Genomic DNA, 13,556 nt, shown 5'->3' with positions numbered 1-13,556 from the left:
TTAGTGCTCTCCTTTGTCTTTAGGCATAATTGAAATACGGTGTGGACCAACATCCAATACTTTAGACACGGCATCTAATATAAGTTGACGTTTCTCTATTGTTTCAACCCCATTTGAAACGACCAGCACCCCTCGCACTGTTGGTTTTTTACTTTTTGAAATTAATGGGGTTTCTTTCTCGCCTTGCCTAATGATGACCACTTGATTTTCTTCAGTATGGTCTTCTATATTACGTGTACCTCCCTCTTGATCATTTTCAACAGTTGACTGTGTACCCGTGATAAGATTTTTTTCATAAACTTCTTCACCTGTTGAATCCAAATTGACCATCACCTTCGTGTTGGATACCCCTTCTATCGAATCAATCATACTTTCCAATTGTTTGTTGTACTGATTTTCTAACATATGAATCGTATCATCTGAACGGATTTGATCAACAGAATCTTCTTTGACCTCATCATTTGGTGATACCGAAGGGGGATACATATCTTCAGACTGATCATTTGAAAAAAAGTGACTTCCTAATATGAGTAATATACCTATTGCGCCAAGTATGAGTAATCGACTCATTGTCACCTTTTTTGAATCTGTCCCTTCTTGATGTGTTAAAGACTTAACGATTGATTTTATGATGGCAATCACTGTTTCCCTCCCTCTAGATAAACAATTAATTGATCACGCCCTAACTCAAGCCTATTTTTCAACCACTGATGAACTTTTTCATTTAAGTCTGGTTCTTGTTTATATCTTGTCCTTTGATCCTCTAGGCTAACAGGTTCAATCACCACCTGTCGCGATGATTCTTGTAAATAAACATGTAGTCGGTCATGTAGTTCGTTGTCTATGTCGATTTGATCCCATTTTACTTGATCGATTTTATAACCAAACATATTTGCTAACTCATCATTTAAATCTGATTTAAGCTTGTTCGTCAGGTCATTTAATATATATGCATCGATGTAAGCTTCTATCTCATTTTTTTGACTATTTGATTGAATTGACATATCACGAAGCCCATCTTCATTTAACAAATCTTCAACTATTTGTTCAGCTTCATGCTGGACGGTTAAATCAGTCAATCGGTCGAGTGGTTGTAAAAAATAGATTAGAAAAAGAAGCGATAGACTTAAATGAATATATTTTTTTATATGTCGATTTGGCAACATCATCTGAATCATACTGATCATGATTAATAGTATGATCATTTCGCTCATCCAATCGATTAATCCCCTCAATCGATCACCTCTTATCGAACCATCAACGATATATTACTTGCCATAAGCAAAACAACTAAGCTAACAACAAACATAAAGGTCGCCACTAACAAAAAGGCAAGCATGAAAAAAATATTTTCTGAAATTAGGGTTAAACTATCATTCATTCTTTCTTCTCCAATTGGTTGGAGAATGGCTGCTGCTAGTTTATAGATAAATCCAATCATCGCTACTTTTACAATTGGAATACCGACAATTAATAAAAGGCTTAATAAGCCAAAGAGGCCCAATCCGTTTTTGACAATATGGCCCACAGATAACACCGTTTCCGTCGCCTCAGCAAACATTCTTCCAACAACAGGAACGAAATGACTGGTCATAAATCGCGTCGTTTTCACAACTAGACCGTCTTGAATAGCTACTGATGCACCTTGTGCTGAAAGAATCGTTAAAAATATTGATAAACAGACAACAAGTAAACTCATACACGTTTTTTTGATTAGATCAGCTAACTTTGTTAAACGAAATTGATCATTCATTTGACTAACTAAATACAAGATCAGTGCCATCAAAAGAAGTGGAATAAAGACATGATGAATTAATGTGACTGTTAAATGCAGAAAGAATATGATGATTGGGTGAAAAAAGGCAACGGACAGGATGTTACCAAATAAGGACATTAACATTAATACTAAGGGTAATAATGACACCATAAAATGGTGCATGTGATCAATTGTATAAACAATCAAATCACTGACGACCATAAAGCTGTGAATCGCTTGCCCCATAAGTAAAAGCATCAAGCTGTAATGGACAACCGCTGTTAAAGATTTCGATTGAAAAGCATCCTGAATCGCTTTAATAAATGCGGACAATATGCTGAGCACGATTAATTGCCCTAAAAGTCTAGCACTTAGCTTTAATTCAAAAAAAATGATATTTATTAGCGTTTGAATGATCGCTTTTGGTGATGTTAAATCGCTATTTGAGATCATATCTCGTACACTCATATGTGATAAATCAGGTGCGTAATCTTGATAATCCTGTTGGATCTTTTCCCAATGATCATCAAAGATATCTAGATTTAATTGATCGATCATTTCTTCAGTTGTTAATTCAACAACATTTTCATCACTCGCCGCATTTATTGTGGGTATGTTCATTATGAAAAACGTTATGATCAACATTAGCAACATCACTAAAAGACGTTTGTCCATAATTCCTCCAAACAGTGTTTTAAAAATTAGGTATAAAATAGAGTATCGTTTCGATCACAGTCATTAAAATAGGGATTGAAATAAAAAGTATGAATAATTTACCGACGAGTTCGATCTTATATGCAATGGATTCTAACCCTATGTCTCTTGTTAGATGTGCACCTAGCTCACTCACATAAGCAATGCCAACCATTTGAAAAATCGTATCTAGATAAATAAAATCAAAATCAAAACGCGCAGTTAGTGATCGGAGCAATTGAATCATTTCTTGTATTGGTATTAACATGTAATAAAACAAAAGCGAAGAGGTTAGTAAGATCAAAACAAATGCGATAGTCGGTTGATAGGGTTTAATAAGCAGAATGAGTATACTACCGACGATTGCCATCATCACGATTTGAACGACGATCATTCGATTAGCCTTGAAGTAAAAAAACAGATCTTATATGTTGAAACAGTTCGGCGATTCGGTCAACGACCATCATCAAAACAATAATAAATCCGACAAGTGTAATGAATTGAGCATACTCTTCTTTTCCCATCTGTTTTAATATCGTATGAATCATAGCAACTATGATCCCGATTCCAGCTATTTGAAAGATGATGGATGCATCATTATACACGATTTAACGCCTCCCTATATTAATACAAGTACAATAAACACCCCCGTTAAAAATCCAATGACTTGATAGAGACGGCTCTTATCTGTTCGATTTTGATCAATTTGAGTTAAGGCACGATCTATATGGATGAGTGTCAACTGAATCTGTTTTTTTTGCTGTTCAATATTATAGTGACCGAGTGTTTGACCGAATTGTTTTAAAATATCAACTTCATTCTGCTTTAAGGCTGAGTAATATTTTATGCGTTCTGATTCTTCTGACCACAACGTGGGTAAATCATTTATTTCATTCATCTTTGCGGCGATCTTTTCAAAAAATAATCCAATGGCTCCTTCGATTCTTTTTGACAAATCACAAAAAATAGATTGTAGATCACGCTGGCTATAAACCATTTCTGCTTCCAGCAGTTGAATGGCAGCTTTTAAAGTTGTGATTTGTTTAATTCGTTGTGTAAACTGTACCGATAAATAATAGCCAATTAAGGTCGATGCACTAACGATTAAAAGCGCGCCTATGCCATTCACTATCAACCCTCCGTTCAGCTGAGAACTTCATTCCTGATTGATCGAACACGTTAAATTGATCTCGACGATTCGTGTTTATGACAACATATCGGCTGAACAAATTAGAATCTATTATGGATTGGAAATTTTTACGCTTTTTCAATTGTTCCAAATCGTCACTATGAGCTGAACAAAACACCGTGACCCCTGCTTTCAAACAGTCTTGAATTGCTTCTAAATCCAAAGCTGATCCGATTTCATCTACAATTAAAACATCAGGTGACATCGACCGGATGGCTAACATCATCCCTTCATATTTCGGACAGTGATCTAACACATCTGTTCGCCTTCCTAAGTTAAACTGAGGTGCTCCATCAACGCATCCCGCGATTTCACTTCTTTCATCAATGATGAGGACTTTTTGTGCAGGGTGCTTGTTTGACCCAGAGCCAATATACCGCGCAATATCTCTTAATAAAGTCGTCTTGCCAGATTGAGGAGGTCCGATGAGTAACGTATTAAAATAGCGATTATTATCTCTTAAATGATGAATGATTGATTCTGATATGCCAATGGATTCTTTCGCGATTCGGATGTTGAATGATGAAATATTCTGAAGGTGTTCGATTTGCGAATTGTTAATCACAACTTGTCCAACGATTCCGATGCGATGCCCTCCCTTAACTGTTATATAACCTTGTTTTAGCTCTTCTGCTAAACGATACGTTGAATAACCAGAAATTCGCGTGAAAATATATTGACAGTGAGCAGGTTGAATAGAAGAACCATGCGTGACATAATCTTGATTGTTTAAAACAAATTCAATGGGCTGATTCAAACGGATTCGTATCTCTTCAATTTGATTTGGATAGCGCTTGAACATCATCTCAACTACCGGCTGGTACGTATCTGGAAATAAGTCAACAATCGTTTGGTTGTTCATAGATCACCTCTTATTTGTTACGACGTCTAATTAAAACGTATGATTCTGACAGATAAATATGCTTAATGGAGAACAGATTTAATCGACGAACGTAAATCTCACATGGTAACATGAATATATAATTGTTTAAGTTAATGGATTGTGTGAAGCGTTATTAAAAAATTGAAAAAAGGTTGTGATTTTATGAAAGCTACTATTTTTGACTTTGATGGGACACTAGCAGACACATTACCGCTTTGTTTTTTCGCATTTCAATCTGTTTTTCGTGAATTTGATCATAAGGACTATTCAAATGATGGTATACTCGCAATGTTTGGGCCTTCTGAAACAGACATCATTAAAGAAAATCTAGAAAGCGAACAAACAGACCACGCCATCGAGTGGTATTATGACATCTACAAAAACCATCATGATGCGTTCGTTAAACCCAAGCCTGAACTTATTGCCCTTATTAAAGAACTGAAAGAAAAACAAATTAAGATAGGGATTGTGACCGGAAAAGCAAAAAGAAGTTTGGATATCTCATTAGAGGCGCTTCAAATGAATAATCTTTTTGACGTCGTTATAACAGGAGATGACGTTAACACACCCAAGCCGGATCCAGAAGGTTTACAAAAGGCATTATCTATTTTAGAGGTAGATCCTCATCACGCATTATTTATTGGTGATAGTGATGCCGATATTGAAGCTGGCATAAGAGCGGGTGTTAAAACGGTTGGTGTTTCGTGGTTAGAAAATGTTCAAACTGATCATTTTTCAAAAAAGCCTGACTATACATTTGAAGCTGTACCCGATATAAAAGCGATTTTAGACATTCATAATTCATAAATAATGGGCAAGAAAGGGTATATATGCCCTTATTATGATTTCATACACTGTGTCTATAAAAATTATTATGACTTAATAGAGCAGGCGCTCTTCATTAAATACTTTTGGTTAACACTCACTTTGATTCCTGCACCCTTTTTATCCCATTTCTTCGAAACAAATCAAAACGCTGGATGGTTAACTGTTCCGTTCGAGTTAATCAATTTATTATTAGTAGTCCTACTAGTAATTGTTAGTGTATGATCATTAAATATTAAACTTTTGTATATGGTTGGAGCAAACGCTGTTATGATAACGATATCAGTGCTATTAGGAATAGAGTTTATTACATATCCAGACGCTTCATGGTTTAACCCTTTCACAATGGAAACCGCGATCATATTTACTGATGTTGTTTGGGTCTTGTTACAATTAATCGTTCGAATGATTAGTAAAATCAGTTAAATCAACATGAAACTTCAAATGAATAGATAAAAAAGCTTCGTTCAATCGTTAAGAAGATTGAACGAAGCTTTTTTTATATAGACACGCCTTTACGCTCTTGATACGTATTTGCCGTCTTGTGTACTAACAATTAAACGGTCGCCTTGATTAACAAAAAATGGTACTTGAACCGTTAAGCCCGTTTCCATTTTGGCTGGTTTTGAGCCACCACTTGCTGTATCGCCTTTAATACCAGGCTCTGTTTCTACAACTTCTAATTCAACATTATTAGGAAGCGTAACACCTAATGTTTCGCCTTCATATGAAATAATATTCACTTCCATGTTTTCTAATAAATAATTTAATTCATTTTCGATTTGTTTGGCTGGAATTTCCACTTGATCATATGTTTCCATATCCATAAATGTATGCATTTCACCTGCTGCGTATAGATACTGCATTTTACGGTTTTCAATGTGAGCCTTATTTACTTTTTCACCCGCACGGAATGTTTTATCTTGTATATTCCCGTTTCTTAAATTTCTAAGTTTTGAGCGAACAAATGCTGCCCCTTTACCAGGTTTTACGTGTTGGAATTCAATCACTTGCCAAATGTTATTGTCAACTTCAATCGTTAAACCTGTTTTAAAATCATTTACTGAAATCATTTATAATTCCTCCTCTTTAAATTGTTGCAGTCCCTATAATATAATAAGGTCTTTGGGCGCTTGATTCAAGCTTCTATTTCCTTCTTTAGTGATGACAATGTCATCTTCAATACGACAACCGCCAACATTTGGAATGTAGATCCCCGGTTCAACTGTGACAACCATGTTTTCTTTAAGTGTCGTTTTAGACGTTGGTGATAATCGCGGTCCTTCATGCACTTCGATACCTAATCCGTGACCTGTTCCATGGCCAAAGTATTCTCCGTAACCTTTTTCGTTAATATAGTCTCTTGTTAGAGCATCAGCTTCTTTTCCAGTCATTCCTGCTTTTGTACCTTCTAAACCTCTTAGGTGTGCTTCTAAGACCGTATCATAAATATCACGCAACTGATCCGATATGTCACCAACAGCAAATGTCCGCGTCATATCTGAACAATAGCCATTGTATAAGGCACCGAAATCTAAGGTCACAAGTTCACCTTTTTGAATCGTTTTCTCACTCGCTACCCCGTGTGGTAAGGCTGAGCGTTCACCACTTGCGACAATCATGTCAAAACTTGATGATGTTGCCCCATTTTTACGCATGAAAAATTCTAGCTCAATTGCCACATCAATCTCACGCATACCTGGTTCAACCACGTTTAAAATATGATCATATGCTTTATCTGATATGTCAGCTGCTTCTTCTAAAATAGAAAGTTCTTGATCCGTTTTGATCATACGGATTTCTTCTACAATATTAGAAGTTGGCACAAGTTCAGCTTCGATTGTTTTTTTATACAACGTATACGTTAAGTACGTTAAATCATGTTGTTCAAAACCAACACGCTTCAAGTCTCTTTGTTCAATTTGATTTGCTAATTCCTTAATGATGGACTCTTTATGTTCGATAATGTCAAAACCAACCGCTTGTTTTTGGGCTTGTTCTGTGTAACGAAAATCTGTGATAAATAGTTGTTCCGTTTGTGTGATTAATAATAAACCAGCTGTTCCAGTAAACCGGCTCAAATAACGACGATTGTATGCATTCGTTACAATTAATGCATCTAATTCATTTTTAACTAACGCTTCACGTAATTGAGTTATTTGGTTATTCATCTAATGACCACCCTTCACTTAAATAAATCGTTTTATAATCCGTCTTTAAGTGTATCATAAATTCGAGGCCTTTGACGATGTTTCTACTCATTTACGTAAGATCTGCATCTAAGAAGTCATATCCAATGGTGCAACTAATAAAGATACCGTACAAAATAAAAATACAACCACTTGTTGTGACGTCATTTAACGATAAGTCGCCTGCTAAGAGCCATACATATATAATAAGCCACATGAAAACTCCAAAAATCATACCAAACCACACATTATAGATTTTTTTAAACAACAAGTAATACACGTATGTAATCAGAATCGACACGATACAAATAGAAATAAATGTTAAGCTTTCTCTCGTCCAATTATTAAATTGATACCCTTTAGGAAACCATTCAAAAAATATTGATGACAATGAGGCATCCACAAAGTAAAAAAAGTTTGAAATGGACATCGTCACATATAAAAAAACACCCGCTACAAAACCGGTGATCATCATTCTTAACTTCAATACACGAACTGATTCTTTTTTTAATTTTAAATTTGACATATTTATCACCTCTGTACATACTTTTTCCATGATAGAATAAGAATATACGTCTCAATAATTGATTAAGTAAGGTTGAAATTGGGAATAATGTACTAACACATGTATAGAAATGAGGGATTGTATGAGAAATAGACAATTCATAAGAGGACTCGTTTTCCTTGTTGTCATTTTTGCCGTACTTGGTATTGTTCAAAGTGTTTTTACTGATTTTACATCATTTATTCAAAACATCTTGTCCATAATTGGATTAATCGCCCTTATTTATGTCGGTTTTCGTTTTATTATGAACCGTAATAATCCTCACCAAGATGATCTGAAAAAATATAAAAAGGCAGCTAAGGCCTCTAAAAAACGAAGTAAAGAAAAGAAAAAAGCACCTACAGCTAAGCAAGTGCCTAAAATGAATAAAAAGCGTTCAACCCCACCACCGCATTTACGGGTGATTGATGGTAAGAAAAAGAGTAAAGATGATCGTGCCTCTCTTTAGTTTATAGTTTGTTCAAATAGCTTTCAGTCCGTTTACGCCCCAGTTCGATCAACTGAAGGCGTTCTTTTTTTGAGATTTGAAAATGGATCGTTTTAATGAAATCTGTATTTAAGTAAACCACATGACGCGTTTGGTTAGCTAATAAATAGCGTACATCCTGTGCGTCTTGCATTGTTTTGAGTAATACTTTCGTATAATTTATCCCATTATCTAGCTTCGGTTGATGGAAGTAGTTTTCTTTTGATTGTAGTTGAAATCCTACTAAAGGACGTTTTAACCGGTTGGATTGTTCTTCCTTTAACCACATCGGCAAATTACTAACTAACCCCCCGTCCACGATTAAGTGCGTTTTGCCTTTGGCAGTCTTTAATCGATACGGTTTAAAAAAATAAGGTAAACTCGCACTCATCGTTAATGCTTTGGCTATTGAAAAAAGATCGGGGTTAATACCGTAATAGGTCTCTAAGTCATCTGGAATAACAATCAGCTTGCCTAATGTTAAATCAACAGCTGTAACGCACAGCTTGCCTTTTTCAAGCTGACCAAAGGTATGATAGCCTTTTTTTGCACATAATTCCGTCAAGATGTTTTCTAATGGATCTGTATTATAAAGACCTAGACAATAATATAATTTAAGCCATTTAAACCAAGCTAAAAATGAAGGAGGTTCTTTATCTTTAAGTAACCTCGTGATATCTAATCGAATAAATAAATCATATAATTCCGTTGAAGTATAATCACACGCGATTAACCCTGCCATAATAGCCCCCACCGAACTACCTATTGAACTTTTTATGGTGAAATTTTTTGATTCAATCGCCTGCAAGACACCTATATAGGCAAAACCGCGTGCACCACCGCCTGAAAACACCACATCAATTTGCATACTTCACCTTCTTCATTCTTTTTAAACACTATATGAAAGGTGAATTTAAAACATACTTTTATCACATCTATTCGAAATAAAAAAATCACCTTAATTTAGGTGATTTTAATCCGTTATTCGCCTTCTTCATCTGCAGCTTTAATTAAAAACTTAAGTTCTTTCTTTCGGTTCGGATTTAGATCAAAGTACTGGACAAGATCACCAATACGATCAATTGAATTCCAGCTTAAATGATGTTCAATCCCTTCTACATCCTCATAAATATTCTCAGCATTCACGCCAATTAGCTCAAGAAACTCTTCAAGTAGATCATGTCTATACACTAATCGTTTTCCAATCTTCTTTCCTTGTGGTGTTAGTATTAAACCACGGTATTTCTCGTAGTTTAGATAACCATCTTTATCAAGTTTTTGAACCATCTTCGTGACGGAGGACGGATGGACTTCTAAAGCATCAGCTATATCAGATACACGCGCGTATCCTTTTGATTCAATTAATAAGTAAATCTGTTCTATATAATCTTCCATACTAGGTGTTGGCATATTTATCCCCCAATTTAACACGTACACACATGTATTTATCATAATTTTGTACTATCTAAAGAATACAATAGATTGATTAAACAGACAAGTAGAGTTGATTGGATGTATCCGCTTATTTTTATTTTGAAAAAACAAACTAAACGTCGTATAATAGTAGCAGACTGAAAAAAAGGGGAAAATACTATGCAACTTATTTTAGGACTTACATGGGATTGGATTATTTTACTCATATTGTTAGCTGGATATCTAGGGTATACAGTTTATCGTTATATAAAGACGAGAAAAATCCTAACCACATTAACTGAATCAGAATTTCGTGATGGATACCGGAAGGCACAGCTAATTGACGTGCGTGAACAGAAAGAATATGATGCAGGTCACATATGGGGCGCTAGGAATATTCCAGTGACGCAGCTAAAACAACGGAAACAAGAATTGAGAAAAGACATGCCTATATATCTATATTGCCAAACGGGCTCACGTGCAGCTAGAGCTGCTTGGACACTTCATAAGCAAGGACACGAAGAGCTCTATCAATTAAAAGATGGTTTCAAGAAATGGACAGGCAAAATCAAAAAAACAAAGAAAAGCTCATATTAATTTAGAGCAAACTTTTAAAATAAAAAAAGCGACTCCTTGAAGTTGCTTTTTTTATTGTCCAATATTATTTAATAAGCATATCTCCTCTATTTATTTATAAATTTCTCGTTAATCGGGCAGACTATGACTATCAACGGAAGGTGGTCATGACTACATGCATATCAAAATGATGACAGACGATCATACATTTGATGATTTCACTCATGCTTTAACACAATCCACTAATCTTGCAACTTGGGAACAATTTGCTCTTGCTCATAAAATGGCAGAATTCTCGCTTTGTCCTTCGATTGATTCATTAATTGCTCCCTCATTATTGTCTCACTTAACAATCCTTCCCCACCAACTTACAACTGTAAAAAAAGTGGTTCAAGACATGAATGGTCGCGCTCTACTAGCAGATGAAGTTGGTTTAGGTAAAACGATTGAAGCTGGATTAATTTTGAAAGAATACTTAATTCGAGGTCTTGTTAAGAAAGTTCTAATCTTATGCCCCGCTTCTTTAAATCATCAGTGGGCGGAAGAACTTTACAACAAATTTCATATCCGCACAACGATTGCGAAAAAGAACCCTAACTGGAAACAGTCGAAAATCATGATATCATCAATCGACTTAGCCAAACGTTCACAACATCAAGACATTATTTTATCTCTTCCATATGATTTGGTTATTATAGATGAAGCACATAAATTAAAAAATAATCGAACAAAAAATTATCAATTTGTTAAACAAATCAACAAAAAATACTGTTTGCTTCTAACAGCGACACCCGTACACAACTCATCTCATGACCTTTATCATTTAAGCCAACTCATTAAGCCAGGTTTGATCACGAAAAAAGATGTTGACCATTTAGCCAATGATGCTAATCACATTGAGTTAAGACCAAAACTTGATCAAGTCATGACCCGCTTTATGAGAAAAGAAACCTCGATTCAGTGGAATCAACGCTTCAGTTACTTGATCCCAATTGAATTAAATGAAGACGAATCAACCTTTTATCAAGACCTTCTTCGTTATTTAAGGACGCATTCAGTTTCCTTTTATCATTTGTATTTAAGAGAGTGGTGCTCGTCTCATCAAGCACTCTATTTAAGCATTAAGAAAAACCAATTACCTGATCATCAGTTAATACTCAACAGATTAAATACACTGAACGAGCATCCAAAAGCACTTAAATTAATTGAATTAGTAAAAAATATTAATCACAAGTGTGTTGTTTTCACGGAATTCAGAGGTACACAAGCTTACCTTCAGTGGTTATTACATCAACACGGTATTTCTTCCGTTCTGTATAGTGGTCATTTTAAGAAAGGAAAACGAGAGTGGGTTCAACAATTATTTAAAGATAAAATTCAAGTTATGATTGCAACTGAAGCAGCTGGTGAGGGTATTAACCTTCAGTTTTGCCACCACCTTATTAATTATGATTTACCTTGGAATCCAATGCGCGTCGAGCAAAGGATTGGGCGTATTCACAGGCTCGGCCAACAACAAGACGTGCATATCTACAACTTCTCCATTAAACACACGATTGAAGACACCATAATGGATCAATTATATAAAAAGTTAGCCATCTGTAAATGGGTTGTCGGAGATCTAGATGAAATCCTCCCACAAATCCATTAAATAAAGTGAGGGTACTGAATCTATGATGAACCATCCGAGTTTAAAGCAACTCATCTATGACTATTTTAATCTTAATCATTGTTCGATTCATACAGAAGGAGAAAAAACAACCGTTCATTTAACAAAGGAAATGGATCAACTATTAATGAATCGACCTTTTTATTGGCACTATCAAGATATGATGAAACAAGAAGGCATACCTCTACAACTCGATTTATCTTTTTCTCCCCTTAACCGTACTAACAACAATTCTTTAATTCAACTGGGTTCAGATCTATTTATGAAAATTTATGCCGATGCGATTGAAAAGGGTCGATTCACTAATCTATACCAGATCATTCAAACTGATAAACAAACAGCTCTTTACCCGTGGTTAATTATCACAGTCAAGATCACTTATAAAGGGGACTATCATGAAGAAAATATGCACAGTTTAGCGATCAATTTGATAAAAGGCACCATTATTGATCATGCATTTAATCATTTTTCGAATGATGAGTGGTCGAATCAAATTAGTGATTATTGCTATGTATTGACACCTTTAATTCGTATTGAAAATGGTTACCAGCGTATTATGAAATGTCTGACAGAACAATTAAGCTACAAAAAACATATTTGGGCTAGGTACGCTTATGAAAATCAGCAAAAACATCTCGCCTATTTTGATTCAATGGATAAAAATGATGAAACAGAACTTGAAAATATTAAAGCCAATTATCAACCTTCTATTATATATAAAATCGTAAATTGTGGTATTTTTCACTGTTCTTGATCACAACTCATGTAGATTTAAGGTTTTAACGATTTCATCAACAACTTCTTCAACAGATAATGAATCCACATCAATTGTGTAAGTTGCACTTAGTGTATATTTAGGATCGCGCTGATTTAGAAGTTCTTTTTTATCTTTGGATGAATCATTCCATAATGGACGTGATGCATCCTTTTTTAATCGTTTTTTAACGGTGTCAAATGACACTCTTAAATAAATCGACTGCTTGTTTTTAAGCCACTCCCTATTGTCTTCTCGCTCAATAACGCCACCGCCCGTTGAAATAATCGCATCCTTTGTCGGCATTTGTTTTAGTATCGTCGTTTCGTAATCACGAAAAACAGACTCCCCTTCTTCAGCAAAAATATCCTTAATCTCTTTTTCTGCCTTTAATACAATTTCATTATCCATGTCATATAAAGGGACATTGAGTCGTTTGGATAAAACTTTTCCAATCGTCGATTTCCCGCTTCCCATAAATCCAATTAAATAGAGACTATCCAATTCCTTCACCTCGAATCTTTTTTCATATTATAGCATGTCTTTATCTTTTATAAAACGAGCCGGCAACTCGGCTC

The 13,556-nt window shown here is 35.1% G+C and carries 19 protein-coding genes; 6 read left to right on the top strand and 13 right to left on the bottom strand.

The window, feature by feature from the left end; all coding sequences use genetic code 11:
- The 7 genes from spoIIIAG to spoIIIAA are packed head-to-tail and all read right to left on the bottom strand — an operon-like array spanning position 1 to position 4,500.
- On the bottom strand, positions 1–642 hold the full coding sequence (spoIIIAG, locus tag BLR62_RS06100) for a stage III sporulation protein AG (protein WP_245719408.1): 642 nt from the start codon (positions 640–642) through the stop codon (positions 1–3).
- Entirely contained in the window at positions 639–1,214 is a 576-nt protein-coding gene (locus tag BLR62_RS06095; RefSeq protein WP_218119759.1) for a stage III sporulation protein AF, read from the bottom strand. Before BLR62_RS06095 ends, spoIIIAG begins: the two co-directional genes overlap by 4 nt.
- A gap of 32 nt (positions 1,215–1,246) precedes the next feature.
- Positions 1,247–2,431: a stage III sporulation protein AE gene (gene spoIIIAE / locus BLR62_RS06090; RefSeq protein ID WP_090794698.1), complete on the bottom strand. Its 1,185-nt coding sequence runs from the start codon at positions 2,429–2,431 to the stop codon at positions 1,247–1,249.
- 19 nt (positions 2,432–2,450) lie between these two features.
- Entirely contained in the window at positions 2,451–2,843 is a 393-nt protein-coding gene (gene spoIIIAD, locus BLR62_RS06085; protein WP_090794696.1) for a stage III sporulation protein AD, read from the bottom strand.
- Positions 2,844–2,847: 4 nt separating this feature from the next.
- Positions 2,848–3,054 (bottom strand): stage III sporulation protein AC, encoded by a 207-nt coding sequence (gene spoIIIAC / locus BLR62_RS06080; RefSeq protein WP_090794694.1) that lies wholly within the window; start codon positions 3,052–3,054, stop codon positions 2,848–2,850.
- A gap of 14 nt (positions 3,055–3,068) precedes the next feature.
- Entirely contained in the window at positions 3,069–3,578 is a 510-nt protein-coding gene (locus tag BLR62_RS06075) for a stage III sporulation protein AB (protein ID WP_176759232.1), read from the bottom strand.
- A complete protein-coding gene (gene spoIIIAA / locus BLR62_RS06070) occupies positions 3,547–4,500 on the bottom strand; it encodes a stage III sporulation protein AA (RefSeq protein WP_090794690.1) in 954 nt (317 codons plus the stop codon). The genes BLR62_RS06075 and spoIIIAA overlap by 32 nt, the downstream gene beginning before the upstream one ends.
- A gap of 183 nt (positions 4,501–4,683) precedes the next feature.
- Here spoIIIAA and BLR62_RS06065 point away from each other — a divergent pair, with 183 nt between their 5' ends.
- Complete coding sequence (locus tag BLR62_RS06065) at positions 4,684–5,328, top strand: HAD family hydrolase (RefSeq protein WP_090794688.1); 645 nt, start codon at positions 4,684–4,686, stop codon at positions 5,326–5,328.
- A 288-nt stretch (positions 5,329–5,616) separates the two neighbouring features.
- A complete protein-coding gene (locus BLR62_RS12455; protein ID WP_218119758.1) occupies positions 5,617–5,772 on the top strand; it encodes a hypothetical protein in 156 nt (51 codons plus the stop codon).
- Between the two features lie 89 nt (positions 5,773–5,861).
- On the opposite strand, the gene efp is transcribed toward BLR62_RS12455, so the two are convergent.
- The 3 genes from efp to BLR62_RS06050 all read right to left on the bottom strand — a co-directional run bounded on the left by efp (position 5,862) and on the right by BLR62_RS06050 (position 8,061).
- Entirely contained in the window at positions 5,862–6,419 is a 558-nt protein-coding gene (gene efp, locus BLR62_RS06060) for an elongation factor P (RefSeq protein WP_090794686.1), read from the bottom strand.
- 33 nt (positions 6,420–6,452) lie between these two features.
- Positions 6,453–7,517 carry a M24 family metallopeptidase gene (locus BLR62_RS06055; protein WP_090794684.1) on the bottom strand — a complete coding sequence of 355 codons (1,065 nt, stop codon included), beginning with the start codon at positions 7,515–7,517 and terminating at the stop codon, positions 6,453–6,455.
- Between the two features lie 91 nt (positions 7,518–7,608).
- Positions 7,609–8,061: a YqhR family membrane protein gene (locus BLR62_RS06050; protein ID WP_176759230.1), complete on the bottom strand. Its 453-nt coding sequence runs from the start codon at positions 8,059–8,061 to the stop codon at positions 7,609–7,611.
- 121 nt (positions 8,062–8,182) lie between these two features.
- On the opposite strand from BLR62_RS06050, the gene BLR62_RS06045 reads away from it, so the two are divergent.
- A complete protein-coding gene (locus BLR62_RS06045) occupies positions 8,183–8,548 on the top strand; it encodes an SA1362 family protein (protein ID WP_090794678.1) in 366 nt (121 codons plus the stop codon).
- Between the two features lies 1 nt (position 8,549).
- Here the strand turns inward: BLR62_RS06045 and BLR62_RS06040 are convergent, their stop codons facing one another.
- The gene (locus tag BLR62_RS06040) at positions 8,550–9,434 is read right to left on the bottom strand and encodes a patatin-like phospholipase family protein (protein ID WP_090794676.1); all 885 of its coding nucleotides are present in this window, start codon (positions 9,432–9,434) and stop codon (positions 8,550–8,552) included.
- A 113-nt stretch (positions 9,435–9,547) separates the two neighbouring features.
- Positions 9,548–9,976: a transcriptional regulator MntR gene (gene mntR, locus BLR62_RS06035; protein WP_090794674.1), complete on the bottom strand. Its 429-nt coding sequence runs from the start codon at positions 9,974–9,976 to the stop codon at positions 9,548–9,550.
- 183 nt (positions 9,977–10,159) lie between these two features.
- Here mntR and BLR62_RS06030 point away from each other — a divergent pair, with 183 nt between their 5' ends.
- From BLR62_RS06030 to BLR62_RS06020, 3 genes are all read left to right on the top strand, one after another.
- Entirely contained in the window at positions 10,160–10,576 is a 417-nt protein-coding gene (locus tag BLR62_RS06030; RefSeq protein WP_090794670.1) for a rhodanese-like domain-containing protein, read from the top strand.
- A 154-nt stretch (positions 10,577–10,730) separates the two neighbouring features.
- Positions 10,731–12,206, top strand: a complete 1,476-nt coding sequence (locus BLR62_RS06025; protein ID WP_090794667.1) for a DEAD/DEAH box helicase — start codon at positions 10,731–10,733, stop codon at positions 12,204–12,206.
- Positions 12,207–12,231: 25 nt separating this feature from the next.
- Positions 12,232–12,978 (top strand): YqhG family protein, encoded by a 747-nt coding sequence (locus tag BLR62_RS06020; protein WP_218119757.1) that lies wholly within the window; start codon positions 12,232–12,234, stop codon positions 12,976–12,978.
- On the opposite strand, the gene BLR62_RS06015 is transcribed toward BLR62_RS06020, so the two are convergent.
- Positions 12,979–13,491, bottom strand: a complete 513-nt coding sequence (locus BLR62_RS06015) for a shikimate kinase (protein ID WP_245719406.1) — start codon at positions 13,489–13,491, stop codon at positions 12,979–12,981.
- Between the last annotated feature and the right edge of the window lie 65 nt (positions 13,492–13,556).

The organism is Pelagirhabdus alkalitolerans (genome assembly GCF_900096905.1).
Taxonomy (GTDB): domain Bacteria; phylum Bacillota; class Bacilli; order Bacillales; family Amphibacillaceae; genus Pelagirhabdus; species Pelagirhabdus alkalitolerans.
The sequence above is the reverse complement of the archived record's forward strand: the minus strand, read 5'-3'. Positions and strand labels throughout refer to the sequence as shown.

What these genes read in the sequence shown, in the direction of transcription:
- BLR62_RS06040 (WP_090794676.1), bottom strand. Translation starts at nt 9,434, where the DNA reads ATGCAAATTGATGTGGTGTTTTCAGGCGGTGGTGCACGCGGTTTTGCC.
- spoIIIAA (WP_090794690.1), bottom strand. Translation starts at nt 4,500, where the DNA reads ATGAACAACCAAACGATTGTTGACTTATTTCCAGATACGTACCAGCCG.
- BLR62_RS06020 (WP_218119757.1), top strand. Translation starts at nt 12,232, where the DNA reads ATGAACCATCCGAGTTTAAAGCAACTCATCTATGACTATTTTAATCTT.
- mntR (WP_090794674.1), bottom strand. Translation starts at nt 9,976, where the DNA reads ATGCCAACACCTAGTATGGAAGATTATATAGAACAGATTTACTTATTA.
- BLR62_RS06050 (WP_176759230.1), bottom strand. Translation starts at nt 8,061, where the DNA reads ATGTCAAATTTAAAATTAAAAAAAGAATCAGTTCGTGTATTGAAGTTA.
- BLR62_RS06065 (WP_090794688.1), top strand. Translation starts at nt 4,684, where the DNA reads ATGAAAGCTACTATTTTTGACTTTGATGGGACACTAGCAGACACATTA.
- BLR62_RS12455 (WP_218119758.1), top strand. Translation starts at nt 5,617, where the DNA reads ATGATAACGATATCAGTGCTATTAGGAATAGAGTTTATTACATATCCA.
- efp (WP_090794686.1), bottom strand. Translation starts at nt 6,419, where the DNA reads ATGATTTCAGTAAATGATTTTAAAACAGGTTTAACGATTGAAGTTGAC.
- BLR62_RS06025 (WP_090794667.1), top strand. Translation starts at nt 10,731, where the DNA reads ATGCATATCAAAATGATGACAGACGATCATACATTTGATGATTTCACT.
- BLR62_RS06030 (WP_090794670.1), top strand. Translation starts at nt 10,160, where the DNA reads ATGCAACTTATTTTAGGACTTACATGGGATTGGATTATTTTACTCATA.
- BLR62_RS06045 (WP_090794678.1), top strand. Translation starts at nt 8,183, where the DNA reads ATGAGAAATAGACAATTCATAAGAGGACTCGTTTTCCTTGTTGTCATT.
- BLR62_RS06095 (WP_218119759.1), bottom strand. Translation starts at nt 1,214, where the DNA reads ATGAGCGAAATGATCATACTATTAATCATGATCAGTATGATTCAGATG.
- BLR62_RS06055 (WP_090794684.1), bottom strand. Translation starts at nt 7,517, where the DNA reads ATGAATAACCAAATAACTCAATTACGTGAAGCGTTAGTTAAAAATGAA.
- spoIIIAD (WP_090794696.1), bottom strand. Translation starts at nt 2,843, where the DNA reads ATGATCGTCGTTCAAATCGTGATGATGGCAATCGTCGGTAGTATACTC.
- spoIIIAE (WP_090794698.1), bottom strand. Translation starts at nt 2,431, where the DNA reads ATGGACAAACGTCTTTTAGTGATGTTGCTAATGTTGATCATAACGTTT.